Annotated in this window: 18 protein-coding genes; 4 read left to right on the top strand and 14 right to left on the bottom strand. The window is 74.8% G+C overall.

Annotation, left to right across the window (positions count from 1 at the left end; all coding sequences use genetic code 11):
* Positions 1 to 85 precede the first annotated feature (85 nt).
* From RF647_RS10520 to ftsY, 8 genes are all read right to left on the bottom strand, one after another.
* Positions 86 to 775 carry a response regulator gene (locus RF647_RS10520; protein ID WP_368811644.1) on the bottom strand — a complete coding sequence of 230 codons (690 nt, stop codon included), beginning with the start codon at positions 773 to 775 and terminating at the stop codon, positions 86 to 88.
* On the bottom strand, positions 772 to 2268 hold the full coding sequence (locus RF647_RS10515; RefSeq protein ID WP_368811643.1) for a sensor histidine kinase: 1497 nt from the start codon (positions 2266 to 2268) through the stop codon (positions 772 to 774). Before RF647_RS10515 ends, RF647_RS10520 begins: the two co-directional genes overlap by 4 nt.
* 65 nt (positions 2269 to 2333) lie before the next feature.
* On the bottom strand, positions 2334 to 3641 hold the full coding sequence (locus tag RF647_RS10510) for a hypothetical protein (protein WP_368811642.1): 1308 nt from the start codon (positions 3639 to 3641) through the stop codon (positions 2334 to 2336).
* Positions 3642 to 3712: 71 nt separating this feature from the next.
* Positions 3713 to 4198 carry an NUDIX domain-containing protein gene (locus RF647_RS10505; RefSeq protein ID WP_368811641.1) on the bottom strand — a complete coding sequence of 162 codons (486 nt, stop codon included), beginning with the start codon at positions 4196 to 4198 and terminating at the stop codon, positions 3713 to 3715.
* 7 nt (positions 4199 to 4205) lie between these two features.
* The gene (gene ffh, locus RF647_RS10500) at positions 4206 to 5789 is read right to left on the bottom strand and encodes a signal recognition particle protein (RefSeq protein ID WP_144836312.1); all 1584 of its coding nucleotides are present in this window, start codon (positions 5787 to 5789) and stop codon (positions 4206 to 4208) included.
* A gap of 199 nt (positions 5790 to 5988) precedes the next feature.
* Complete coding sequence (locus RF647_RS10495) at positions 5989 to 6327, bottom strand: P-II family nitrogen regulator (RefSeq protein ID WP_017833766.1); 339 nt, start codon at positions 6325 to 6327, stop codon at positions 5989 to 5991.
* A 50-nt stretch (positions 6328 to 6377) separates the two neighbouring features.
* Positions 6378 to 7691: an ammonium transporter gene (locus RF647_RS10490; protein ID WP_368811640.1), complete on the bottom strand. Its 1314-nt coding sequence runs from the start codon at positions 7689 to 7691 to the stop codon at positions 6378 to 6380.
* Positions 7692 to 7899: 208 nt separating this feature from the next.
* Positions 7900 to 9045 (bottom strand): signal recognition particle-docking protein FtsY, encoded by a 1146-nt coding sequence (gene ftsY / locus RF647_RS10485; RefSeq protein WP_368811639.1) that lies wholly within the window; start codon positions 9043 to 9045, stop codon positions 7900 to 7902.
* 81 nt (positions 9046 to 9126) lie between these two features.
* On the opposite strand from ftsY, the gene RF647_RS10480 reads away from it, so the two are divergent.
* Complete coding sequence (locus RF647_RS10480) at positions 9127 to 10362, top strand: MFS transporter (protein WP_368796761.1); 1236 nt, start codon at positions 9127 to 9129, stop codon at positions 10360 to 10362.
* A gap of 17 nt (positions 10363 to 10379) precedes the next feature.
* On the opposite strand, the gene smc is transcribed toward RF647_RS10480, so the two are convergent.
* The gene (smc, locus tag RF647_RS10475; protein ID WP_368811638.1) at positions 10380 to 14045 is read right to left on the bottom strand and encodes a chromosome segregation protein SMC; all 3666 of its coding nucleotides are present in this window, start codon (positions 14043 to 14045) and stop codon (positions 10380 to 10382) included.
* Between the two features lie 311 nt (positions 14046 to 14356).
* Between smc and RF647_RS10470 the strand changes: the two genes are divergently transcribed.
* From RF647_RS10470 to RF647_RS10460, 3 genes are all read left to right on the top strand, one after another.
* The gene (locus tag RF647_RS10470; protein ID WP_368811637.1) at positions 14357 to 15382 is read left to right on the top strand and encodes a 3-oxoacyl-ACP synthase III; all 1026 of its coding nucleotides are present in this window, start codon (positions 14357 to 14359) and stop codon (positions 15380 to 15382) included.
* A 134-nt stretch (positions 15383 to 15516) separates the two neighbouring features.
* Positions 15517 to 18192, top strand: coding sequence for an alpha/beta fold hydrolase (locus RF647_RS10465; protein WP_368811665.1), 2676 nt, complete (start codon positions 15517 to 15519; stop codon positions 18190 to 18192).
* The gene (locus RF647_RS10460) at positions 18189 to 19364 is read left to right on the top strand and encodes an NAD-dependent epimerase/dehydratase family protein (RefSeq protein WP_368811636.1); all 1176 of its coding nucleotides are present in this window, start codon (positions 18189 to 18191) and stop codon (positions 19362 to 19364) included. The genes RF647_RS10465 and RF647_RS10460 overlap by 4 nt, the downstream gene beginning before the upstream one ends.
* A gap of 109 nt (positions 19365 to 19473) precedes the next feature.
* Here RF647_RS10460 and RF647_RS10455 read toward each other — a convergent pair whose 3' ends face one another.
* The 5 genes from RF647_RS10455 to RF647_RS10435 form a co-directional block, all read right to left on the bottom strand.
* On the bottom strand, positions 19474 to 20517 hold the full coding sequence (locus RF647_RS10455) for an NAD(P)-dependent alcohol dehydrogenase (RefSeq protein WP_368811635.1): 1044 nt from the start codon (positions 20515 to 20517) through the stop codon (positions 19474 to 19476).
* Between the two features lie 364 nt (positions 20518 to 20881).
* The gene (gene mutM / locus RF647_RS10450) at positions 20882 to 21823 is read right to left on the bottom strand and encodes a bifunctional DNA-formamidopyrimidine glycosylase/DNA-(apurinic or apyrimidinic site) lyase (RefSeq protein ID WP_368811634.1); all 942 of its coding nucleotides are present in this window, start codon (positions 21821 to 21823) and stop codon (positions 20882 to 20884) included.
* 20 nt (positions 21824 to 21843) lie between these two features.
* Positions 21844 to 22542: a ribonuclease III gene (rnc, locus tag RF647_RS10445; RefSeq protein WP_017833173.1), complete on the bottom strand. Its 699-nt coding sequence runs from the start codon at positions 22540 to 22542 to the stop codon at positions 21844 to 21846.
* A gap of 5 nt (positions 22543 to 22547) precedes the next feature.
* Positions 22548 to 22751 carry a 50S ribosomal protein L32 gene (gene rpmF, locus RF647_RS10440; protein ID WP_031282896.1) on the bottom strand — a complete coding sequence of 68 codons (204 nt, stop codon included), beginning with the start codon at positions 22749 to 22751 and terminating at the stop codon, positions 22548 to 22550.
* Positions 22752 to 22753: 2 nt separating this feature from the next.
* Positions 22754 to 23266, bottom strand: a complete 513-nt coding sequence (locus RF647_RS10435) for a DUF177 domain-containing protein (RefSeq protein WP_165440247.1) — start codon at positions 23264 to 23266, stop codon at positions 22754 to 22756.
* Positions 23267 to 23276: the final 10 nt, after the last annotated feature.

Here is a 23276-nt window from a genome sequence, read left to right as displayed (position 1 = left end):
CCGGCGGATCCCCACCCGGGCGGAGTGCGGGGCGCCCCGGGGAGCGGGTCGCGGCCGGTGGCCTCCGTCCCGGGGCGGAGCCCGCTCAGTCGACGAGGCCCGCCCGGTGGGCGAAGACGACGGCCTGCACCCGGTCCCGGGAGCCCGTCTTGGCGAGGATGTTGGACACGTGCGTCTTGACGGTGGCGGGCCCGAGGTACAGCCGCTGGGCGATCTCCGCGTTGGACAGCCCGTCCGAGACCAGCAGCAGCACCTCGTGCTCCCGCTCGGTGAGGGACTCGACGACCCGGCGCCGGGCGGGGTCGGACGGCGGGGGGTCGGCCGGCGCGGGAGCGGCCTCGGGGGCGGGTGCCGGGGCGTCCGCGGTCAGGGCCCGGATGACGCGCAGCGTGGCCTCGGGGGCGAGCAGCGCGTGGCCGCCGGCCACGGCGCGCACGGCCTCCACGAGGTCGTCCGGGTCGGCGTTCTTCAGCAGGAACCCGCTGGCCCCGGCGGCGAGCGCGTCGAAGAGGTAGTCCTCGCGGTCGAACGTGGTGACGATCACGACCTTCGCGCACCCGGTCCCGACGATCCGGCGGGTGGCCTCGATGCCGTCCATGACCGGCATCTGCACGTCGAGCAGGGCCACGTCCACGGCCCCGTCGCGGGCGGCGGCGACGGCCTCCGCGCCGTCGGAGGCCTGGGCCACGACCTCGATGTCGTCCTCCACGGACAGGACCATGGCGAAGCCGGAGCGCACGAGGGCGTGGTCGTCGGCGAGCAGGACACGGATCATGCCTCCGATCCTCGCAGAATCCCGTCCGGGGTGCCGGAGGCGCCGGCGGCGGCCGCGTCCGGGGCGTCTTCCCCGGTGCCGCCGGCAGGCAGGGGGCAGCGGGTGCGGACCCGCCAGCCGGGCCGGCCGGAGCGCGGCCCGATCTCCGCCTCGCCGCCGTGCAGGCGCACGCGCTCGCGCAGCCCCTGGAGGCCGAACCCGGTGCCGGCGGTGCCGCGGCGGGGCGAGCCGTCGTCGAGGACCTCGAGCTCGAACCAGGGCTGCCCCTCCGGGCCGCGGCCGGTGCGCAGGGTGACGGACGCAGTGCCGGCCGTGGAGTGGCGGATCACGTTGGACAGGGACTCCTGGGCGCACCGGAAGACGGACAGGCCGAGGGCCGGCGGGATCCTGTCCAGGTCACCCGGGACGGCCTCGACGGTGCGGACGTCCACCGCGAGCCCGTTGTCCGCGTGCCGGCGGGCGAGGGCGGCGATGTCGGCGAGGCCGGGGTCCGGCCGGCGCGCGGCGTCGGGGTCGCCTCCGCCGGGGCCCGGGGCGCCCTCCTCGCCATCGGCGCGGAGCACGCCGAGCAGCTGGCGCATCTCCCCCACGGCGGTCCGGCTGGACGTCTCGATCGTGCGCAGGGCGGTGGTGGCGGCGGCGGGGTCACGGTCCAGAACCTTGCGCGCCGCCCCCGCCTGGATGCCGATGACGGACACGTGGTGGGCGACGACGTCGTGCAGCTCCCTGGCGATGCGCAGCCGTTCGTCGACGACGGCGCGGCGGGCGATCTCGGCGGACTGCTCCCGGATCCGCTGCGCCTGGGCCGCGAGGCGGTGCTGCTGCAGCGCGGACCGCCAGGACGCGCGCCCGGCCAGCACCGCCCCACCGAAGTACACGGCGTTCACGATCAGGGTGAACACCGCGTAGGACGGCAGCTGGGGCAGCGGCCCGTCGACCTCGCCAAGACCGGAGAGGAAGTCCGCGTAGGCGTTGGTGATGGTGAAGGCGCCGAGCAGCCACAGGCCCATGGTGCCCACGACCACCGACATCGCGACCCACAGGGCCTGGCGGTCGCGCGACCAGGCGACGGCGGCGTAGAGGGCCGCGAAGTAGGCGCCCTGGAAGGGCAGCGTCATGGCGGCCGTGGGGCTCGCGTACGTCAGGCCCAGGAACAGCGCGGAGGACGCGACCACGACCGGCAGCGGGAAGCGACGGCGCACGGCGAGGGGCACCACGATGAGCACGGTGCTGAGGTAGAAGCGCCAGGGCTCGTCCCCCTCCGCGAGCCCCGCGTAGCTGTGCAGCAGCACGGAGGCGAGGAGGGAGACGAGCAGGAAGCCCAGGGCGGCCAGCACGTCGTTGCGCCGCTGGGCCGCCGTGGGCGCGGGCCGGGACCAGAACGGGTCCTCGGGGTCGTTCAGCCAGGCGGTGACGCGCACCGCGAGCGGAGCGCGCCGGACGGGGGCCGGGTCCGGTCCCGCGTCCGGGTCGGTGGTGGGTCGGGTGTGCACGCCCCCACGGTAGCCCGCGGCGGCGGCGCGGGACTTCCGCCCCGCGGGGGATCCTGCGGGGGCGCTCAGCCGCGGTGCAGGCCGAAGAAGCGGCGCAGGCGCGCTCGCGAGCCGGGGGCGGCGGACGGCTCCGGGAGCTGGGCGGTGGGCCCGGGGGCCGCGGGCCGCTCCTCGTTCCGGCGGCGGCGCGCGCCGCGCAGGGCGGCGTAGTAGGCGCTCTCCGCGGCGGCGTCCGCGAGCAGCGCCGCGGAGAGGGTGCCGAGCACGCGCGCCCCGGCCCCGCCGCGCCGGGCCGCGCCGGCGAGCCCCACCCCGAGGGCCGTCTCGGTGCCGGCCACGGCCAGCAGCAGCTCCGGGCGGCGGACGAGGGCCCGCTGGTACCGCGCGAACAGCCCGTCGCCGGTGGGCTCGGTGGTCATCCCCCGCAGCAGGGCCGAGCCCACGCCCGTGGGCTCGTAGTGCTCGGCGCCCTCGGTGGCCGTGAGCTCACGGTGGCCCTCGACGACCTTGGCGGCGAGCACGGGCAGGCCCAGCAGCTGCAGGACGGACTCCAGGACCAGGTCGGTGGACCCCCCCAGCACGTAGTTGCGCAGCCGGTTGGTCTCGGCCGGGTCCAGGTCGAAGACGGAGGCCACGGACTCGATCTGCAGGTCCGAGGTGCCGCCGGAGCACAGCCGGACGAGGTCGCGCTCGAACCGGGCGGCCGGCGTCTGCTCGGCCTCGACGGACACCCCGCCCGCGGGGAGCCAGTCGGGGCCCCACTCGAGGGCGCACACGGCGTCGGCCGCCTCGAGATCGGTGACGGACGCCGGGTCCTCCCCCGCGAGCAGGACCTCGAAGGAGCGGGTGGCCCCGTCCGAGGACAGCGCCACGGCGGTCTCGGCGAGACCGGTGCGCACGGCCCAGAAGTCGACCTCGGCGTCGAAGACCACCACGGACCAGCCGTGCCGGGACACGGCGGTGAAGCCGGTGCCGGACAGGGCCGCCAGCACGGGCAGCTCGGGGGCGTCCAGGTGCACGAGCAGCACCCGGCGCAGTCCCGGGTGCTCGGGCTGGAGCTGCTGGCCGGTCATCCGCACGAAGGTCTCGGAGAGCTCGTCGAGGGTGCAGCCGGGCTGCACGGAGCCGTCCTCGGCCCCCTGCGCCAGCCGGCCCTCGGCGTCGGCGAGGAACATCAGCTGTGTGGCCCGGGGGCCCTCGGCGTAGGCGCTGATCAGGCGGTGGTGGGCGATGACCTTGCGCATCCCCTCGCAGGTGGGGCGCGGCCCGGGTCCTTCGGACGCGGTGGACTCCGTCGCGCACAGCACCGTGGCCGGGACCAGGTCCCACGCGGAGGTGGGGGACGCGATGTCGTCGGCGGGGAGTGAGGTCATGGCGTCCATGCTACGCCGTCGCCGGGGCCCGGCCGGGGGCCCGGGGCGTGCGCCGGGTGGCCCCGGGTCGCTCAGCGGGGCCCGTCGACGAGCTCGGCCGTGGTGCCGTCCTCGAGGGCGGCCAGGCCCGCCCGCAGGCGGCGGGCCAGCCCGGGCCGCAGGTACCGGTCCAGGTCCTCCGGCGCCGTCCAGCGGTGGCTGAGCAGCTCCTCCTCCTGGATCGTGATGGGCGTGTCGGCGTTGATGACGCCGCCGTCGTAGACGAAGGAGACCGAGTCCCCCCACAGGCCCATCGCCACGCCGTGGTGGACGACGAGGAGCCGGCCCTCGGGCAGGTGCAGGCCGACCTCCTCGACGACCTCGCGGAAGCACCCGGTGCGGGGGTCCTCCCCCGCCTCGACGGTGCCTCCGGGCACGGTCCAGTCGGACTTGTAGTTGGGCTCCACGAGGAGCACGCGGCCCTCGGGGTCCCGGATGAGGGCCTCCGCGGCGAGGCGGCGGGTGGGCAGCGAGTCGACGAACTGCTTCAGCTCGGTCTCTGACAGGTAGGAGCTCACGGCGCGATCACTGCCCCAGGAACTTCTCGAAGCCCTTGGGCAGGTTCAGGTCCGCGGGGTCCGGCTGCCCCGGTGCCGCGCCGAACGCCGATCCGGCGGGCGCCTTCTGCTTGCGCTGCTGCTCGAGGGCCGCGTTCTCCTGCGCCCGCTTGGCGGGGTTGCCGGAGCGGGACCCGCCCTTCTTCGCGGAGCCCTTGCCCTTGCCCTTCTTCGGGCCGCCGCCCGCGCCGGGCATGCCGGGGATGCCGGCGGGCATGCCGGGCACGCCCTTGCCCTGGGCCAGGCGCTTCATCATCTTCTGCGCCTGCGCGAAGCGCTCCATGAGCTGGTTCACCTCGGAGACGGTGACGCCCGAGCCCTTCGCGATGCGGGCGCGGCGGGAGCCGTTGATGATCTTGGGCGCGACCCGCTCGTGCGGGGTCATGGACCGGACGATGGCCTCGACGCGGTCGATCTCGCGCTCGTCGAAGTTCTCGAGCTGCTCGCGCATGCCGGCGGCGCCCGGCATCATCATGAGCATCTTCTTCATCGACCCCATCTTGCGCAGCTGCTGCATCTGCGCGAGGAAGTCCTCGAAGGTGAAGTCCTCCTGGTCGGTGAACTTCCGGGCCATCTTCTCGGCCTCGTCGCGGTCCCACTGCTTCTCGGCCTGCTCGATCAGCGTGAGGACGTCGCCCATGTCGAGGATGCGGGACGCCATGCGGTCCGGGTGGAACTGCTCGAAGTCGTCGACGTTCTCCCCGGTGGAGGCGAACATGATGGGCTTGCCGGTCACGGAGGCCACGGACAGCGCGGCACCGCCGCGGGCGTCGCCGTCGAGCTTGGACAGGACCACGCCGGTGAAGTCGACGCCCTCGTTGAAGGCCTGGGCCGTGTTCACGGCGTCCTGGCCGATCATGGCGTCGATGACGAAGAGCACCTCGTCGGGCCGGACGGCGTCGCGGATGTCGCGGGCCTGGTCCATGAGGGCCTCGTCGATGCCGAGGCGGCCGGCGGTGTCCACGATGACCACGTCGTGCAGCCGCGCGCGGGCCTGGGCCACGCCGTCCCGGGCGACCTGCACGGGGTCGCCCGTGGGGTCGTCGAACTCCGAGGTGGTGCCCGGATGCGGGGCGAAGACCGGCACGCCGGCGCGCTCGCCCACGACCTTGAGCTGGGTGACCGCGTTGGGCCGCTGGAGGTCGGAGGCCACGAGCAGGGGGCGGTGGCCCTGGCCCTTGAGCCACTTGCCGAGCTTGCCGGCCAGGGTGGTCTTGCCGGCGCCCTGGAGGCCGGCGAGCATGATGATCGTGGGCCCGGTCTTGGCCATCCGGATCCGGCGGGTCTGACCGCCGAGGATGTTCTGCAGCTCCTCGTTGACGATCTTCACGACCTGCTGGCCGGGGTTCAGCGCCTCGGAGACCTCGAGCCCGAGGGCGCGCTCCTTGACCGCGGCGGTGAACTCCCGCACGACCGGCACGGCGACGTCGGCGTCGAGCAGGGCGCGGCGGATCTCCCGCACGGTGGCGTCGACGTCCGCCTCGGTCAGGCGTCCCTTGCCTTTGAGGTTCTTGAAGGTGGCGGTCAACCGGTCGGACAGTGAATTGAACACGGGTCGAAAGCTGCTTTCGTCGAGGGAGGCGGCCGGTGCCCCGCGGTCTGCGCCGCAGGCCGCGGCCCGGCCCGGTGTGGCGGGTCAGTGTCCAAGGTTAGCAACTCCGGGCGGCGCGGGGCCCGCCCCGTCTCCGTGCGGGGACGACGACGGCCGGCCCTCTCCCGGTGGAGGGGGCCGGCCGTCGGGACGGGTGGGGTCAGAGCGCCGTCTCGTCGCGCTCGCCGGTGCGCACGCGCACGGCCTGGTGCACGTCGGTGACCCACACCTTCCCGTCACCGGCGCGGCCGGTGTTCGCGGAGGAGACGATGACGTCGACGATGTCCGTGGCCTGGTGGTTGTCCACGAGGATCTCGACCCGGACCTTCTCGAGCAGGTCCACCGTGTACTCCGCGCCGCGGTAGACCTCGGTGTGCCCGCGCTGCTGCCCGTAGCCGTGCACGTTCTGGACCGTCATGCCCTGGACGCCGTAGGACTCAAGGGCGGACTTGATGTCCTTGAACTTCTCGGGGCGCACGATCGCGGTGACGAGTTTCATGAAGGGGAGCCTTTCGTGAGGGTGGGATGAGCCGGCGGTCGCCGCACGGCTCAGCTGTGCACCGGCTCGGAGCGGCCGGGCTCGAAGGACGAGGCGTCCTCGCCCGCGGCGTGCCGGCCGGGGCTGAAGGAGCCCGTGGCGTCCCCGGCCAGGGCGTAGCCGGACTCGGCGTGCTGGGTGATGTCGATGCCGTCGATCTCGTCCCGCTCCGGGATCCGGAAGCCGATGGTCTTGTCGATCGCGATGGCGATGACGAAGGTGAGCACGGCGCAGTACAGGACCGAGACGAGCACCGCGACGACCTGGGTGAGCAGCAGGCCGAAGCCGCCGCCGTAGAACAGGCCCGCGGTGCCCTCGGAGGGCAGCGCCACGAAGCCCAGGGCCACGGTGCCGACGATGCCGGAGACGAGGTGCACTCCGATGACGTCCAAGGAGTCGTCCATGCGCAGCCGGTACTTCAGGCCCACGGCGAGGGCGGAGCAGATGCCGGCCACGAAGCCGATCACGATCGCCCAGACCGGGGAGACGTTGGCGCAGGCCGGGGTGATGGCCACGAGCCCGGCCACGGCGCCGGAGGCGGCGCCCAGGGAGGTGGCGTGCTTGTCGCGGATGCGCTCGGTGAGCAGCCAGCCCAGCATGGCCGCGGAGGGGGCCACGAGGGTGTTGATCCAGATGAGGCCGGCCTGCTCGGCGGTGCCCGCGGCACCGGCGTTGAAGCCGAACCAGCCGAACCACAGGATCGCGGCGCCCAGCATCACGAGCGGAAGGTTGTGGGGGCGCTGGCTCGGGTCCTTGCCGAAGCCCTGGCGGGCGCCGACGATCATGATGAGGATCAGCGCGGCCACGCCGGCGTTAATGTGCACCACGAGGCCGCCGGCGAAGTCGATGGCCTCGCCGATCGCGGAGCCCACGGCGCCGTCCTCGGTGAGCAGCCCGCCGCCCCAGACCATGTAGGCCAGGGGGGCGTAGACGAGCGTGGCCCAGACGGGCACGAACACGGCCCAGGCGCCGAAGCGGGCCCGGTCGGCGATGGCCCCGGAGATCAGGGCGACGGTGATGATGGCGAAGGTCCCGCCGTAGGCGGCGCCGAGGAGGTCCTCGGTGCCCATGATGTCGGCCAGGGCGAAGGACGGCACGGGGCTGCCCGTGAGCCCGCCCAGCAGCGGGTCCCCGCCGCTCATGGAGTAGCCCCACAGGACCCACACCACGGAGACGAACGCGATGGAGATGAAGCTCATCATCATCATGTTCAGGACGCCCTTGGCGCGGGTCATCCCTCCGTAGAACAGGGCCAGTCCGGGGGTCATGAAGAAGACCAGGGCTGCCGCCACGATCGTCCACACGTGTCCAGCGGTGATATCCACGATGTGCACCTCTCTCTGAAGGTTGTCAGGTCACCGGTGCCACTGGCCCGTTCCCCGAGGGGCCGTCCGGTGCTCACCGTTCACTGTCGAGTGTCCGAGAGAGATGTTTCGCCCGCCGCCGCGCGGGGTTGCGGGCATGTTTCACGCCCGCCGCAATGGTTACGAGCACGTAAACTGCGGCGGGCGTGTGGGGCGATCGGGGGACGGATCAGTCGAGCAGGGCGTCCACGAAGCTCTCGGGTTCGAAGGGCGCGAGGTCGTCGGGTCCCTCGCCGAGGCCGATGAGCTTGACCGGCACCCCGAGGCTCTTCTGGATGGCGACCACGATGCCACCCTTGGCGGTGCCGTCCAGCTTGGTGAGGACGATGCCGGTGACGTCGACCACCTCGGCGAAGACCCGCGCCTGAGTCATGCCGTTCTGCCCGGTGGTTGCGTCGATGACGAGCAGCACCTCGTCGACCGCGGCGGCCTTCTCCACGACCCGCTTGATCTTCCCGAGCTGGTCCATCAGCCCCGCCTTGTTCTGGAGCCGGCCGGCGGTGTCGATCATCACGACGTCCACCTCGTGCTCGATGCCGGCGGTCACGGCGTCGTAGGCCACCGAGGCGGGGTCGGCGCCCTCGACGTGCGAGCGCACGGTGGGCACGCCCACGCGGGCGCCCCAGGTGGAGAGCTGGTCGGCGGCCGCGGCGCGGAAGGTGTCCGCGGCCCCGAGCACCACGTCCTTCTCCTCGGCGACGAGCACGCGCGCGAGCTTGCCCACGGTGGTGGTCTTGCCCACGCCGTTGACGCCCACCACGAGGACGACGGCGGGGACCGCCCCCTTGCGCTCCACGGCCAGGGACCGGTCCATCGACGGGTCGACCAGCGCGAGGAGCTCCTCCCGGAGCATGGCCTTCACGTGGGCGGGGTCGTTGGTGCCCTCGACCTTGACCCGGCGCTGGAGGGCCTCGACGAGGGCCATGGACGAGTCGGTGCCGAGGTCGGCGAGGAGCAGCGTCTCCTCGATCTCGTCCCACACGTCCTGGTCGATGCGGTCGCGCGAGAGCAGGGCCAGCAGGCCCTTGCCAAAGACGTTGTTGGACCGGGCCAGCCGCCCGCGCAGCCGCGCCATCCGGGACGCGGCGGACTCGGGGCGGTCGAGGGCCGGCCGGGCGTCGGCGGGCGGGACCGGGGCGGTGCCGGGCTCCAGGTCCCCGGGGGCCGCGACGGGGCCGCCCTCGAGGTCGTCGGGGTCCCGGGTGGAGGGGTAGCCGCCGCGGGGCGCCTTGGGCCCCCGCAACAGGACCAGCCCGAGCAGACCGAGGACCACGACGGCGATGAGCACGTAAGCGAGAACGGGTATCGAATCCACGTCGCCCAGCTTCTCACACCGCCCGGTCCCCGGGCCGCGGCCGCGGGGCCGGGCCGCCGCCCGGGGTCCTAGACTCGACGGGTGCCTGTCCAGCCCGCCGCCGCCGCGCCCGAGCGCGACCGCGTTCCCCAGCAGATCACGGTGCTCATCGCCGCCGCCTTCGTCATCGCGATCGGCTACGGCATCGTGGCTCCGGTGCTCCCCCAGTTCGCCACGACCTTCGGCGTCGGGGTGGCCGCGGCCTCGGCCGTGGTCAGCGTCTTCGCCGTGGCCCGCCTCCTCTTCGCGCCGGCGGGCGGGCGGATCCTGAACCGGATCGGCGAGCGCCCGACCTACGTGACCGGCGTGCTCATCGTCGCGCTGTCCTCCGCGGCCACCGCCTTCGCCCAGACCTACTGGCAGCTGCTGCTGTTCCGGGGGCTCGGCGGGATCGGCTCGGTGATGTTCACGATTTCGGCGATGGGGCTGATCGTGCGGCTGGCACCGCCGCGGATGCGTGGGCGGGTCTCGGGCTACTACGCCTCCGCGTTCCTGGTGGGCGGGGTGCTCGGCCCCGTGGTCGGCGGCCTGCTCGCCGGCTTCGGCATGCAGGCGCCGTTCCTGATCTACGCGGTGTCGCTGCTGGTGGCCGTGGCCGTGGTGCACTTCCGGCTCAAGGACGAGGTGCTCGGCGCCGGCGGGGACCGCCGGAACCAGCCGGTGATGACCGTGGCCGAGGCGCGCCGAGTGGGGGCCTACCGCTCCGCCCTGGTCTCCAGCTTCGCCAACGGGTGGACCGCCCACGGGATCAGGGTGGCCCTCGTGCCGCTGTTCGCGGTGGCCGTGCTGGGGGCCGGCCCGGCCGTGGCCGGCCTGGCCCTGGCGGTCTACGCCGCGGGCAACGCGATGACCCTGCCGGTCACCGGCCGGCTCACGGACCGGTTCGGGCGGAGGCCGCTCGTGCTCTCCGGCCTGGTGCTCAACGGGGTCGCGACCATGGGGCTGGGCCTGGTCCAGGACGTCCCGTGGTTCGTGGTCCTCTCGCTCGTGGCCGGAATGGGCTCCGGGACCCTGAATCCGGGCCAGCAGGCGACCGTGGCCGACGTCATCGGACCGGACCGGGCCGGCGGACCGGTGCTGGCCCGGTTCCAGATGAGCGCCGACGCCGGGCAGATCCTCGGCCCCGTGGTGGCCGGTGCGCTGGCCGACGCCGCGGGCTTCGGCTGGGCCTTCGGGGTCTCCGGGGCGATCATGCTGCTGGCCGCCGGGGCCTGGCTGCCGGTGCGGGACACGATGGAGCGGCCCGAGACCCCGCCCGTGCGCGGCGCCGGGCAGTAGCGGCCCCGGCGCCGGGCTCAGCGCAGCTCGGCGAGCCGCTGCCCGATCACGGTGGTCACGCCGTCCCCGCGCATCGCGACCCCGTAGAGGGCGTCGGCGATCTCCATGGTCCGCTTCTGGTGGGTGATGATGATCAGCTGCGAGGTCTCCTGCAGCTGGCGGAAGATGCTCAGCAGTCGCCCGAGGTTGCGGTCGTCGAGAGCCGCCTCGACCTCGTCCATGACGTAGAAGGGCGAGGGGCGGGCCTTGAAGATCGCCACGAGGAGCGCGATCGCCGTCAGCGACCGCTCCCCGCCGGAGAGCAGGGACAGCCGCTTGATCTTCTTGCCGGCCGGGCGCGCCTCCACGTCGATCCCGGTGGTGAGCATGTCCGTGGGGTCGGTGAGGCGCAGCCGGCCCTTCCCGCCCGGGAACAGGGTGGCGAAGACGCCCTCGAACTCCCGGGCGGTGTCGGCGTAGGCCTCCGCGAAGACGCGCTCCACGTGCTCGTCGACGTCGCGGATGATGCTGCGCAGGTCCTGCCGCGAGCGCTTGAGGTCCTCGAGCTGCTCGGCCAGGAAGCGGTGGCGCTCCTCGAGGGCGGCGAACTCCTCCAGCGCCAGCGGGTTCACCCGCCCCAGGGAGGCGAGCTCCTTCTCGGCCCGGCGTAGCCGCGCCTCCTGCTGGGCGCGCACGTAGGGGGCGCCTCCCGCGGCCTCGGCCGGGTCGCCGGACGCGACGCCGAACAGGGCGTCCTGGCCGTTCTCGGCCGCCGCCGGCGCGTCGTCCTGCGGCGCCCCGGGGTCGGGGCCGGGGTCGGGGATCAGCAGGTGCGGTCCGTAGTGCTCCACGAGCGCGTCCGGGGTGAGCCCCAGCTCCTCGAGGGAGCGGTCCTCCAGGGCCTGGATCCGGGCGCGCTGCTGGGTGCGGGCCAGCTCGTCCCGGTGCACGGAGTCGGTGAGCCCGGCGAGCCGCGCGGCGAGCTGGTCGTTGGCGGCGCGCAGGTCCGTCAGCTCCGCGTTCAGCCCGGCGCGGACGGCCTCGGCCCGGTCCCGCTCCGCGGCGGCGACCGCCGCGGACGCCGCCACGAGCTCGAGCAGTTGCTCGGCGCCGGCGAGCACCGCCTCGGCGTTGCGGGCCCGGATCCGGCGGCGCCGGGCCCGCCGCTCCGCCTCCTCCCGCGCCCGGCGCTCGGCGGCGGCGGCCCGCTCCTGGGAGGCGGCCCGGTTGCCGAGGGCCCGGGCCTGCTCCTCGAGGGAGCGCAGGGCGAGCCGGGCCTCCGTCTCCGCGGTGCGGGCCGTCGTGGCGGCCCGGTGCAGCTCGTCGCGGCGGGCGGCGGCCTCGAGCTGGACGGTCTCGGTGACCTCCTCGCCGTGCTCCTCGGCGGCCCCGAGCCGCTCGGCGGCCTCGCGCAGCCGCTCCTGCTCCCGGGCCAGGTGCTCCCGCGCGGCCGCGACCTGCTCGTCGTAGCGCCGGGTCTCCGCCTCGGCCGAGTCCAGCACGGCCCGGACCCGGGAGAGGTCGGACGCGGCCCGGTCCGCGGTGCGCTCGGCGGCGCGCAGCAGCCCCGCGGTCTCCTCGGCGGCCCGGCGGGCGGCGTCCCGCGCCGCGGCCGCCGCGCCGGAGGCGGCCCGCGCCCGGTCGAGGGCCGCGGCGAGCTCGGCCCGCTCCGCCTCGGCGGCCTCGGCCGCGGCGCGGGTCTCGAGCGTGCTGGCCGCCTCCGCGGCGCCGCCCCAGGCGCTGCTGCCCGTGAACACGTCGCCGCCCCGGGTGACGGCCGTCAGCTCGGGCCGGTCGGCCACGATCCGGGCGGCCGTGGCGGCGTCCTCCGTGAGCACGGTCGCGGCGAGCAGGGCCCTTACGGCGTCCGCGCCGCGCCGGGCGTCGTCGTCGCCCGGGCCGGCGCCCTCGCCGTCCCGCAGCACGGCGGCGGCGGGCCGGACCCCGGGACGGTCGGGGAGCGCCGGGGCGGGGCCGGACCGGCCGGGGGCGCCGGCGGCCACCAGCAGGTGCACCCGGCCCACGCCGTCGGCGCGCAGGGACTCGAAGACGGAGACGGCCGCGCCGTGGGAGCGCACGGCGAGGGCCTCGGCGAAGGGGCCCATGGCGGCGGTGACCGCCCGCTCCCAGCCGGGCTCGACGTCGACGAGGTCGACGACGGCGCCGAGCACGGCGTCGGCGTGCCCGTCGAGGACCGCCGCGGAGCCGTCGGGCTGGCGCAGGGCGCCGCGCAGGGTCTCGGCGCGGGCGCGCTGGGCGTCGTGGGCGCGCAGCAACTCCTGGGCCGCGGCCTCGGCCTCCCGTGCGGCGGCGCGGGCCCCGGCGGCGGCCTCGGCGTCCTGCTCGTGGCGGGCGCGGGCCCGTTCGGCGGCGCCGGCCGCGTCCTGGGCCGCGAGCGCCAGGCCGTCGGCCTCGGTGCCCGCCTGCACCCGGCGCCGCCCGGCGTCCGCGTGGGTGGTGTGCAGGCGCGAGAGCTCGTTCTCGGCCGCCTCGACCCGGGAGCGGGCCGCCGCGACCGCGCCGGTGAGCCGGGCCGTGCCCTCCCGGCGGTCGGCGGCCGCCCGGAGCAGACCGGTGACCACGCCGTCCTGGTCGCGCGCCGCGGCCTCCGCGTCCTCGCGCTCCTGGATGGCCTCGGCGAGGACGTCGACGGCGTCCTCGACCTGCTCGAGGAGCTGGTGCTGCTCCTCGCGGGTGCGGGCAGCCTGGGCGTCGAGCCGGTCCGGGTCCCGCCCCGGGTCCGCGGGCTCGGCGGCGGCGCCGAGCAGCCGGCGCCGCTCGGCGGCGAGCGAGGTGAGGGACCGGTAGCGCTCCTGCACGGCGGTGAGCTGGTACCACGTGTCCCGTGCGGCGTTCAGGGCGGGGGTCGCCTCGGCGGCGCGGGCCTCGACGTCGGCCTGCCGGGCGCGGCCGGTGTCGAGGGCCTGCTCGGCCTCGGCGCGCTCGGCGCGCAGCCGGCGCTCGGCGTCCTCGTCGACGGCGAGGCTCGTGCGGGCCTGCACGAGGTCGTCGGCCAGCAGCCGGGCGCGGGCGTCGCGGACGTCATGCTGGATCCGCTGGGCGCGCCGGGCCGTCCTGGCCTGCCGGCCCAGCGGGGTGAGCTGGCGGCGGATCTCGGCGGTGAGGTCCTCGAGCCGGTCGAGGTTGGCCTGCATCGCCTCGAGCTTGCGCAGCGTCCGCTCCTTGCGGCGCCGGTGCTTGAGGACCCCGGACGCCTCCTCGACGAAGCCGCGGCGCTCCTCCGGGGTGGCGTGCAGGATGCGGTCGAGCTGGCCCTGGCCCACGATGACGTGCATCTCCCGGCCCAGCCCGGAGTCGGAGAGCAGCTCCTGGATGTCGAGCAGCCGGCACGGCCGGCCGTTGATCGCGTACTCGGAGCCCCCCGAGCGAAAGAGCGTGCGCGAGATCGTGACCTCGGAGTACTCGATGGGCAGCGCGCCGTCGGCGTTGTCGATGGTCAGCGACACGTGGGCCCGGCCGAGCGGGGCCCGGCCGGCGGTGCCGGCGAAGATGACGTCCTCCATCTTCCCGCCGCGCAGGGACTTCGCGCCCTGCTCCCCCATCACCCACGCCAGGGCGTCCACCACGTTGGACTTGCCCGAGCCGTTGGGGCCGACGACGGCGGTGACCCCGGGCTCGAACTCGAAGGTGGTGGCCGAGGCGAAGGACTTGAACCCCCGCACGGTCAGGGTCTTCAGGTGCACGGGTGTCCGGTCTCCTGGGGTGGGCGTGTCGGGCGGGGGGTCGCCACCACTGTACTCGCGCGTCCCGACGGCCCCGCGGCCGCCGGCCGGGCACCGCGCACGGCGGGGAGCACCGACCCGCCCGCGGCGAGCACGGGCGGAGTAGAGGAGCGGAGAAGATGATCAGCCTACAGAGAAACGGCCGAGACCGGGCCGCCACTGCGGAACCGGCCGGTAGACTGACCGCGACCAGCACGACCTGCCCTCCCCGCGACCTTGCCCTCCGCGGGCGGGCCGGGGCGTCGGCGAGACCCTAACGAAAGCCAGAGACCTTGACCGGTAATTCCACGATCCGCCACCGCAACGCCGCCCTCCTGGCCATCACCAAGAAGGAGGCCGACGAGGTGGTCCCCTCGTCGCGAGCCGACGAGATCCTCGAGGAGACCTTCGCGAGGCTGAAGATGCCGAAGGGGCTGCTCGAGCGCCTCGCCGGCGTCAAGGAGCGGCGCGAGTGGGCCCCGGGGCGCCACTTCACCGACGGCGCCGTGGAGGCGGCGGAGGCTGCGCTGGCCCAGGCGTGCGTCCGCCCGGACCAGGTGGGGCTGCTGATCAACGCCTCGGTGACCCGCGACGGCTACGAGCCCGCGGTCGCCGTCGCGGTCCACGACCGGCTCGGCTTGCCCACCTCCGCCCTGAACTTCGACGTCACCAACGCCTGCCTGGGCTTCGTCAACGGGCTCACGATCGCCTCGACGATGATCGACTCGGGCGCGATCGACTACGCCGTCGTCATCGCCGGCGAGGACCCGAGCCCGTGGCACCGGGAGACCTACGAACGGCTCCAGGGCCCCGACGTCACCCGTGACCAGGTGGTGCGCGAGTTCGCCACCCTCACCCTGGGCGCCGGCGCCGCCGCGGCCGTCGTCGGCCCGGCCGACCGGCACCCCGAGGGCCACCGCGTCACCGGCTCCGTGGCCCGGTCCGCCACCCAGCACCACGGGCTGTGCATCGGCGGCTTCGACGGCATGTACACCGATGCCACGGGACTGCTCAAGCACGGCGTGGGCCTACTCGTGGACGCCTGGCACGACGCCCACGAGGACGGCTGGGACTGGACCGACATGGATTGCTACATCGCCCACCAGGTGTCCACGTCCCACACCGACAAGCTGCTGGAGGACACCGGGATCATCCCGGAGCGCTTCCCCCGGACCTTCCCCTTCTGGGGCAACGTGGCCGCCGCGGCCCTGCCCATGACCCTGGCCATGGAGGCCGAGCAGCTCGAGGCCGGCCAGCGCGTCCTGCTGCTCGGGGTGGGCTCCGGGCTCAACGCGACCTACATGGAGATCGACTGGTGAACCGCCGGCGCTGACGCCGCGCCCGCCCGAGACACCCCGCACGAGACGCACCCTCGAGGAGCCCCACGACCATGGCACGCACACGACCGTCCACGACCCAGCAGCGCGGAGGGCCGGACGCGGCGCGGCTGCCCATGACGGAGGTGCCCCTGCCCGGGGTGGACCCGGCCTGGTCCCGCACGGTCACGGTGGCCTCGACCGCCCCCGTGGAGCCGGTCCCCGGTCGGCGGCGCCGCTGGCACGTCCTCGACAACGCGGCCTCCCTGGAGGCCGCCGGGCTCACCCCGCGGGGCACGGTCCTCGCCGTGCACGGCAACCCCACCTGGTCCTACCTGTGGCGCGACGTGCTGGCCGCCGGGACGGACCCTGCGAACCCCTGGCGGGTGATCGCCGTGGACCAGCTCGACATGGGGTTCTCCGAGCGGACCGGGCTCTTCCGCCGCCTCGACGACCGGGTCCGCGACCTGGGCGACCTCACGGCCGAGCTCGGCCTGGACGCGAGCGAAGCCCCCGTGGTGACCCTCGCCCACGACTGGGGCGGGCTCGTGTCCTCCGGCTGGGCCCTGGAGCACCAGGACGTCCACCGCGCCACGATCCTCACCAACACCGCCGTCCACCACGACAACGCCGAGCGGATCCCCGCCTCGCTGCGGCTGGCACTGGCCCCGGCCGCGCACGGACTGCTCACCGAGCGGACCACGAGCTTCCTCGACGTGGCCCTGGCACTGGCGGAGCCGTCCCTGTCCCGCGAGGTGCGGGCGGCCTACCGGGCGCCCTACGCCACGCGCGCCCGGCGGGAGGCGATCCGCAACTTCGTGGCCGACATCCCCGCCGCCCCGGACCACCCCTCGCACGCCCGCTACGAGCAGATCGCCGCCGGCGTGGCCGCCCGCGAGGTCCCCGCCCTGCTGCTGTGGGGCATCGGCGACCCCGTGTTCCAGGAGCGCTACCTGCAGGACCTCGTGCGCCGCATGCCGCACGCCGACGTCCACCGCTACGAGGGAGCCCTGCACCTGCTGCCCGAGGACCGGGACGTGGCGACGCCGGTGATGGCCTGGCTCGCGGACCGCTTCGGCCCCGGCCCCGGCCGCCGCGAGCTGCACCTGCAGCGGCGCGCCGTCTCCCGCGGCGAGCACGTCCCTTTCCCCGCGGAGCTCGACGCGCGGCGGGCTGACCTCGGCCTCGCCGTCGTGGACATGGCTCCCGCCTCCGGGGACGTGGGCGTGGGGGCGCACGCGGCCCCGGTGCGGGCGAGCCTGAGCTGGGCGGAGCTCGCCGACCGCGTGGACCGCCTCGCCGCCGGGCTCACCGGCATCGGGGTGCGCCCCGGGGACCGCGTGAGCCTCATGGTGCCGCCGGGCTCCGACCTCACCGCGCTGCTCTACGCGTGCCTGCGCATCGGCGCCGTCGTCGTCGTGGCGGACTCCGGGCTCGGTCCCAAGGGCCTCACCCGGGCGCTGCGGGGGGCCGCCCCAGCCTGGCTCGTGGGCATCCGCAGGGCGCTCGTCGCCGGCCGGGCCCTCGGCTGGCCGGGCACCCGGATCTCGCTCGAGGCCCTCGACCCCGTGTCCCGCCGGGCCCTCGGCGTGGCGCACGACGTCCCCGCGCTGCTGGACTCGGCCCCGCGCGCCGACCTGCCCGCGCCGGACCCGGACGCGGACGCCGCGGTGCTGTTCACCTCCGGGTCCACGGGCCCGGCCAAGGGCGTCGTCTACACCCACCGCCAGCTCTCCGCCATGCGGGACGCCGTGCGCGGCACGTACGGGCTCACCGCCGGCACGGGGCTCGTGGCGGGCTTCGCGCCCTTCGCGCTGCTGGGGCCCGCCATGGGCACCGCGTCCGTGACCCCGGACATGGACGTGACCGCGCCGAAGACCCTCACCGCCCGTGCCCTGGCCGACGCCGCCTCGGCCATCCAGGCCACGGCGGTGTTCCTCTCCCCCGCGGCGATCGCCAACGTCCTCGCGACCCGGCACGAGCTCGACGAGGGGCAGCGGCGGGCGCTCGAGCTCGTGGAGCTCGTGCTCTCGGCCGGGGCCCCCCTCCCGGAGCCGCTCCTGGAGCAGCTGCAGGAGCTCGTGCCCGCGGCGACGCTGCACACCCCCTACGGCATGACCGAGGGGCTGCCCCTCACGGACGTGACCCTCGGGACCATCCGGCAGGCCGGCCTGGACAGCGCGGGATCCGCCGTGGCCGGCGCCGGCAACGGCGTGTGCGTGGGCGCCGCCGTGCACGGCGCCGAGCTGGGGGTCACCGCCCTGGGCCCCGACGGCGTCCCCGACGACGGGATCACCACCGAGCCCGGGGTCACCGGCGAGATCGTCGCCCGCGCCCCGCACGTCAAGGACCGCTACGACCGGCTCTGGTACACGGAGCACCTCAGCACCCAGCTGCCCGGCTGGCACCGCACCGGGGACGTCGGGCACTTCGACGCCGCCGGGCGGCTGTGGGTCGAGGGCCGCCTCGCCCACGTCATCGTCTCGGCCGGCGGCGTGCTGACGCCGGTCGCCGCGGAGCACGCGGCCCAGACCGTGCCCGGCGTCGGCCGCACCGCCGTCGTCGGGGTCGGCCCGGCGGGCACGCAGGTGCCCGTGGCCGTCGTGGAGACCGTCCCGGCGGCCCCGCGCCCGGGCCCCGCCGACCCGCTGCTCTCCGGCGCCGTGCGCGAGGCCACGGGCCTGGACCTTGCGGCCGTGCTCGTTGTCCCCGAGCACCCCACCGACATCCGGCACAACTCCAAGATCGACCGAGCCCTGCTGGCCGGATGGGCGGAGCACGCCCTGGCCGGAGGAAGGATCAGGAATCCGTGAACGGCAAGCACCGCCAGGACGGCACGCACGACGACAAGGTCCCCGCCTACGACGCCTCCGTGACGGAGGGCGCCCCGCCGGCCGGCACCGGCAGCCACGAGGTGGAGCGCGGGCGGCAGGAGCTGTCCGGCGACGGGCGGACGGTGCTCGTCACCGGCGCCTCCGGGATGCTCGGGGAGCACGTGGCGCGGCTGCTCGCCGCCCGCCACTGGACGGTCCGGCTGCTCCAGCGCCGGCACGCGCCGCTGGCCGACCAGCCGAACGTCGAGGAGGTCCTGGGCTCGGTCACGGACCCGGACGCCGTGGCGCGGGCCATGGAGGGCGTCGACGACGTCGTGCACCTCGCCGCCAAGGTCTCCTTCGCCGGGGACTGGGACGAGTTCGTGCTGACCAACGTCACCGGCACCCGCGTGGTCCTGGAGACCGCCCGGCGGGCCGGCGTGGACAACGTGGTGTTCGTCTCCTCGCCCTCGGTCGCCCACACGGGCGACTCCATCGTGGGCGAGCCCGCCCGGACGGCCGACCCCGTGCACGCCCGCGGCAACTACGCCCGGTCCAAGGCCGCGGCCGAGCTGCTCGCGCTCGAGGCCGACGGCCGCGGGATGCGCGTCACGGCCGTGCGCCCGCACATCGTGTGGGGCCCCGGGGACACCCAGCTCGTCGAGCGGCTCGTCGACCGCGCCGCGAAGGGGCGGCTGCCGCTGCTGGACCACGGGGCGGCCCTGATCGACACCACCTACGTGGACAACGCGGCCGAGGCGGTCGTGCGGGCGCTGGAGCGGATCGAGTGGGCGCACGGACGGGCGCTGGTGGTCACGAACGGCCAGCCCCGCACCGTGGGCGAGCTCGTGGCGGGCTTCTGCCGGGCGGCCGGCGTGGAGCCGCCCACGCGCAGGGTCCCCGGCGTCCTGGCCCGCCTCGCGGGCACGGTCATCGAGAAGGTGTGGTCGGTCCGCCCGGGAGCGGACGAGCCGCCCATGACGGCCTTCCTGGCCGAGCAGATGTCCACGGCCCACTGGTTCGAGCAGCAGAGCACCCGCGAGGCGCTCGACTGGACGCCGTCCGTGACGGTCGAGGAGGGCATGGCGCGGCTGGCCGAGTACTACCGGACCCACCCCCTGGGCGCCCACGACGCCCCGATGCCCGCCACGGGGTCCACCGCCGCCCACTGATCGCCCGCCGCGCCGGGCGGCGGGCCGTGGCCTGCGGTCCGCGGCCCGAGCGGCGCACCCCCGGGGCGGCCGCACGTGCGGCCGCCCCGGGGGTGCGCGGGGCCGGGGATCAGACCAGCGTGGCGGTGTCGATCACGAACCGGTAGCGCACGTCCGAGTTCTGCACCCGCTCGTAGGCCTCATTGATCTGCTTGACCGAGATGACCTCGATCTCGGCGCCCACCCCGTGCTCGGCGCAGAAGTCGAGCATCTCCTGGGTCTCGCCGATGCCGCCGATCATGGACCCGGCGAAGGTGCGGCGGTTGGCCAGCAGCGAGAACACGTTGACGTCCAGCGGCTCCGCCGGGGCGCCGACGTTGACCATGGCCCCGTTGACGTTGAGCAGCGACAGGTGCGCGTCGAGGTCGATCTTCGCGCTGACCGTGTTGAGGACCAGGTCGAAGGTCCCGGCCAACTCCTCGAACGTCTGCGGGTCGCTCGTGGCGTAGTAGGCGTCGGCGCCCAGGGCCAGCCCGGCCTCCTTCTTGCGCAGCGACTGGGAGAGCACCGTCACCTCCGCGCCCATGGCGTGGGCGATCTTCACGCCCAGGTGCCCCAGCCCGCCCAGACCCACGACGGCGACCTTCTTGCCGGGGCCGGCCTTCCAGTGGTTCAGCGGGGAGAAGGTGGTGATGCCGGCGCACAGCAGGGGCGCGGCGACGTCGAGCTCGATGCCCTCCGGGATGCGCAGCACGAAGTCCTCGGTGACCACCACGTGGGTGGAGTACCCGCCTTGGGTGACGGTGCCGTCGCGGTCCTCGGCGCCGTAGGTCATCACGGCGCCGTCGAGGCAGTACTGCTCGTCGCCGGCCCGGCAGTTGGCGCACTCGCCGCAGGAGTTCACCATGCACCCGACCCCGACCCGGTCGCCGACCGCGTGGCGGGTGACGTCGGCGCCGACCTCGGTGACGATCCCGGCGATCTCGTGCCCGGGGGTCAGCGGGTACTGCTGGGGGCCCCAGTCCCCCTGGACGGTGTGCAGGTCGGAGTGGCAGATTCCGGCGTACTTGATCTCGATGAGGACGTCGTGGGCGCCGAGGTCCCGGCGCTCGAGAGTGGTCGGGACCAGCGGTGCGCCGGCGGACGGGGCGGCGTAGGCGTTGACGGTGCGCAAGAGGTGCTCCTCGGAGGGTGTGGGTGCAGAAGTGCGGGTGCTGAAGAATGCGGGCAGCAGTGCGGGTGCCGCGGGAGGGGATCCCCGGGGTGCCCGACCGGGCGCACGGCGGCCCCCGGAACCGGGTGCGGCTCCTGGTGCCGGCGGTGACCGGGGGACGCGACCGCAGGGGCGGCCGCCACGGAAGGTGGAGGACGGTGCGGGGTCTCCCCGACGGGATCATGTCGGGCCGCACGTCCCCGACGAGCCTACACGCGCAGGAAGTTGGAAAGGAAGCTGATCGATCCCGGGCCGCCGGGGGCCGGCGCCCCCGCGCCCAGCGTGGCACGGACCGTGACCCGTACGCCCGCCCGGGGGCCCGGTCTCAGAACCGGGCGTTGCGGGGCGTGCGCTGGCAGACCGGGCAGCGGTAGGAGGAGCGGTTCATGAACTGCTCCCGCACGATCAGGGTGCTCCGCCCCTCCTCCGCGCAGCGCGGGCAGGGCAGGGAGGCCCGGCCGTAGGCGGAGAGGGAGCGGGCGAAGTAGCCGGACTCGCCGTTGACGTTGACGTAGAGGGAGTCGAAGCTCGTCCCGCCGGCCGCCAGAGCGCGGTCCATGACCTCGCGGACGGCCGCGACGAGGCGCAGCGTCTCGGGCCGCCGGAGCGTGTCGGTGGGGCGCGCCCAGTGCAGGCGCGCCTGCCACAGGGCCTCGTCCGCGTAGATGTTGCCGATCCCGGAGACCAGCGCCTGGTCCAGCAGGGCGCGCTTGAGCCCCGTCCGGCGCCGGCGCAGCCGGTCGTGGAGGCGCTCCGCGTCGAAGGCGGCGTCCAGCGGGTCCCGGGCGATGTGGGCGGCTCGGGCGGGCACCAGCGGGGCGCCCGTGGCCGAACGGCCGCCAGGGGCGCCGTCGTCGGTGAGGACGAGCCGGTCGAGGAGCATGCCGCCGAAGATCCGCTGGTCCACGAAGCGCAGCTCCGCCGGGGTGCCGGGGCGCTCGGACAGGCCCAGCCGCACCTTCAGGTGCTTCTCGTCGGGCAACCCGGCGTCCTTGACCAGCAGCTGCCCGCTCATTCCCAGGTGCACCAGCAGCGCCTCCTGCGGCGGGGCGCCGTCCGCCCCGGTCAGCGGCAGCCACAGGAACTTGCCGCGGCGCACCGCGTCGGCCACGACCGCGCCGTCGAGCTCGTGGCCGAAGGAGACGGGGCCGGGCTCGTGGCGGCGCACCGAGCGGGGGTCCAGGACCTGCACGGACTCGATCCGGCGGCCGACCACCCAGCGCTCCACCCCGCGGCGGACCACCTCGACCTCGGGCAGCTCAGGCACGGGCGCTCCGGGGCGCGCGCTCAGCCACCGCGGCGGGCCACCAGGGTCGCGTAGGCCTGCGCCGCGGCGGAGCGCTCGGCCTCCTTCTTGGTGGTACCGGTGCCCGTGCCGTGGTCCTGACCGCCGACGAGCACGTGCGCCTCGTAGCGGCGGTCGTGGTCGGGGCCCGTGCCCTCCACGGCGTAGCGCACGGGGCCCAGGGCGCGGGCCGCCGCGAGCTCCTGGATCTCGGTCTTCCAGTCCCGGCCCTCGCTCATCACGAAGCCGTCCTCGAGCAGGGGCACCACGAGCCGCAGCACGAAGGCCCGGGCCGCGTCGAGGCCGGTGCTCACGTACACGGCGCCGATCAGTGCCTCCATGGTGTCGGCGAGGATCGAGGCCTTCTCGTGCCCGTTGGTGCGCACCTCGCCCTTGCCCAGGCGGATGTGGGGGCCCACGTCCAGGGACCGGGCGAGGTCGGCGAGCGTGCGGGTGCTGACCACGGCCGAGCGGATCTTCGCGAGGTTGCCCTCGGAGTCGTCGGGGTAGCGGTGAAAGATCTCGTCGGTGACCGCGAGACCCAGCACGGAGTCCCCGAGGAACTCGAGCCGCTCGTTGTGGCCCTGTCCCTCGTGCTCGTACGCGTAGGAGCGGTGGGTCAGGGCAAGACGAAGCGTCCCGGCGTCGATGTCGACGCCGAGACGCTCCAGCAGGTCCTGAGGTGTCGCGGTGGAGGTCACCGTGGTCAGGCGTCGGCCACCTTGCGGCCCTTGTACTCCAGGAACAGCGCGGTGCCGGCGGAGTCGGTCACGACCTTCGCCTGGTGCGGCAGGCTGTAGGTGACCTTGCCGTTCTCGACGGTCTTGACCAGCTTGGGCGCGGTCGCCTTCCACTGCGAACGGCGTGCACGGGTGTTGGCACGGGACATTTTCCGCTTCGGAACAGCCACGGCTATCTCTCTTCTCTCGGTTCGGTCGTCTGGGTCGAGGTGTCCTGCTCGAGCAGCCCCGACAGGGCGCTCCAGCGAGGATCGAGCACCTCGTGGTGGTGTCCCGGGTCGTCCTCCAGACGCGCGCCGCACTGGGCGCACAACCCCTGGCAGTCCTCCCGGCACACCGGTTGGAACGGCAGCTGCGTGATCACTGCGTCCCGAAGCATGGGCTCGAGGTCGATGGTCTCGTCCTGAACTTCATACATCTGGTCGTCCTCGGAGTCCTCCCCACCGTCGGCGGCGGGGTCGAAGACGTAGAGCTCCTGCACGTCGACGTCCAGATCGTAGTCGATCGGGTCGAGGCACCGGCTGCACTCGCCGTGGATGGCCACGGCGGCCGTGCCGGACACCAGGATCCCGTCGTGGACGGATTCCAGCCGGAGGTCCAGGTCGATGTCCGAGCCCTCCGGGGCGCCGATGAGTGCGTTGCCGAAGTTCTCCGGCGCGGGCACAACTTCTTCCAGGCGTCGCATCGTCCCCGGG

The organism is Kocuria sp. CPCC 205263, from assembly GCF_040981075.1.
Lineage (GTDB): Bacteria > Actinomycetota > Actinomycetes > Actinomycetales > Micrococcaceae > Kocuria > Kocuria rosea.
Note: the sequence above shows the minus strand (reverse complement) of the source record. Positions and strands in the feature narration are given on the sequence as shown.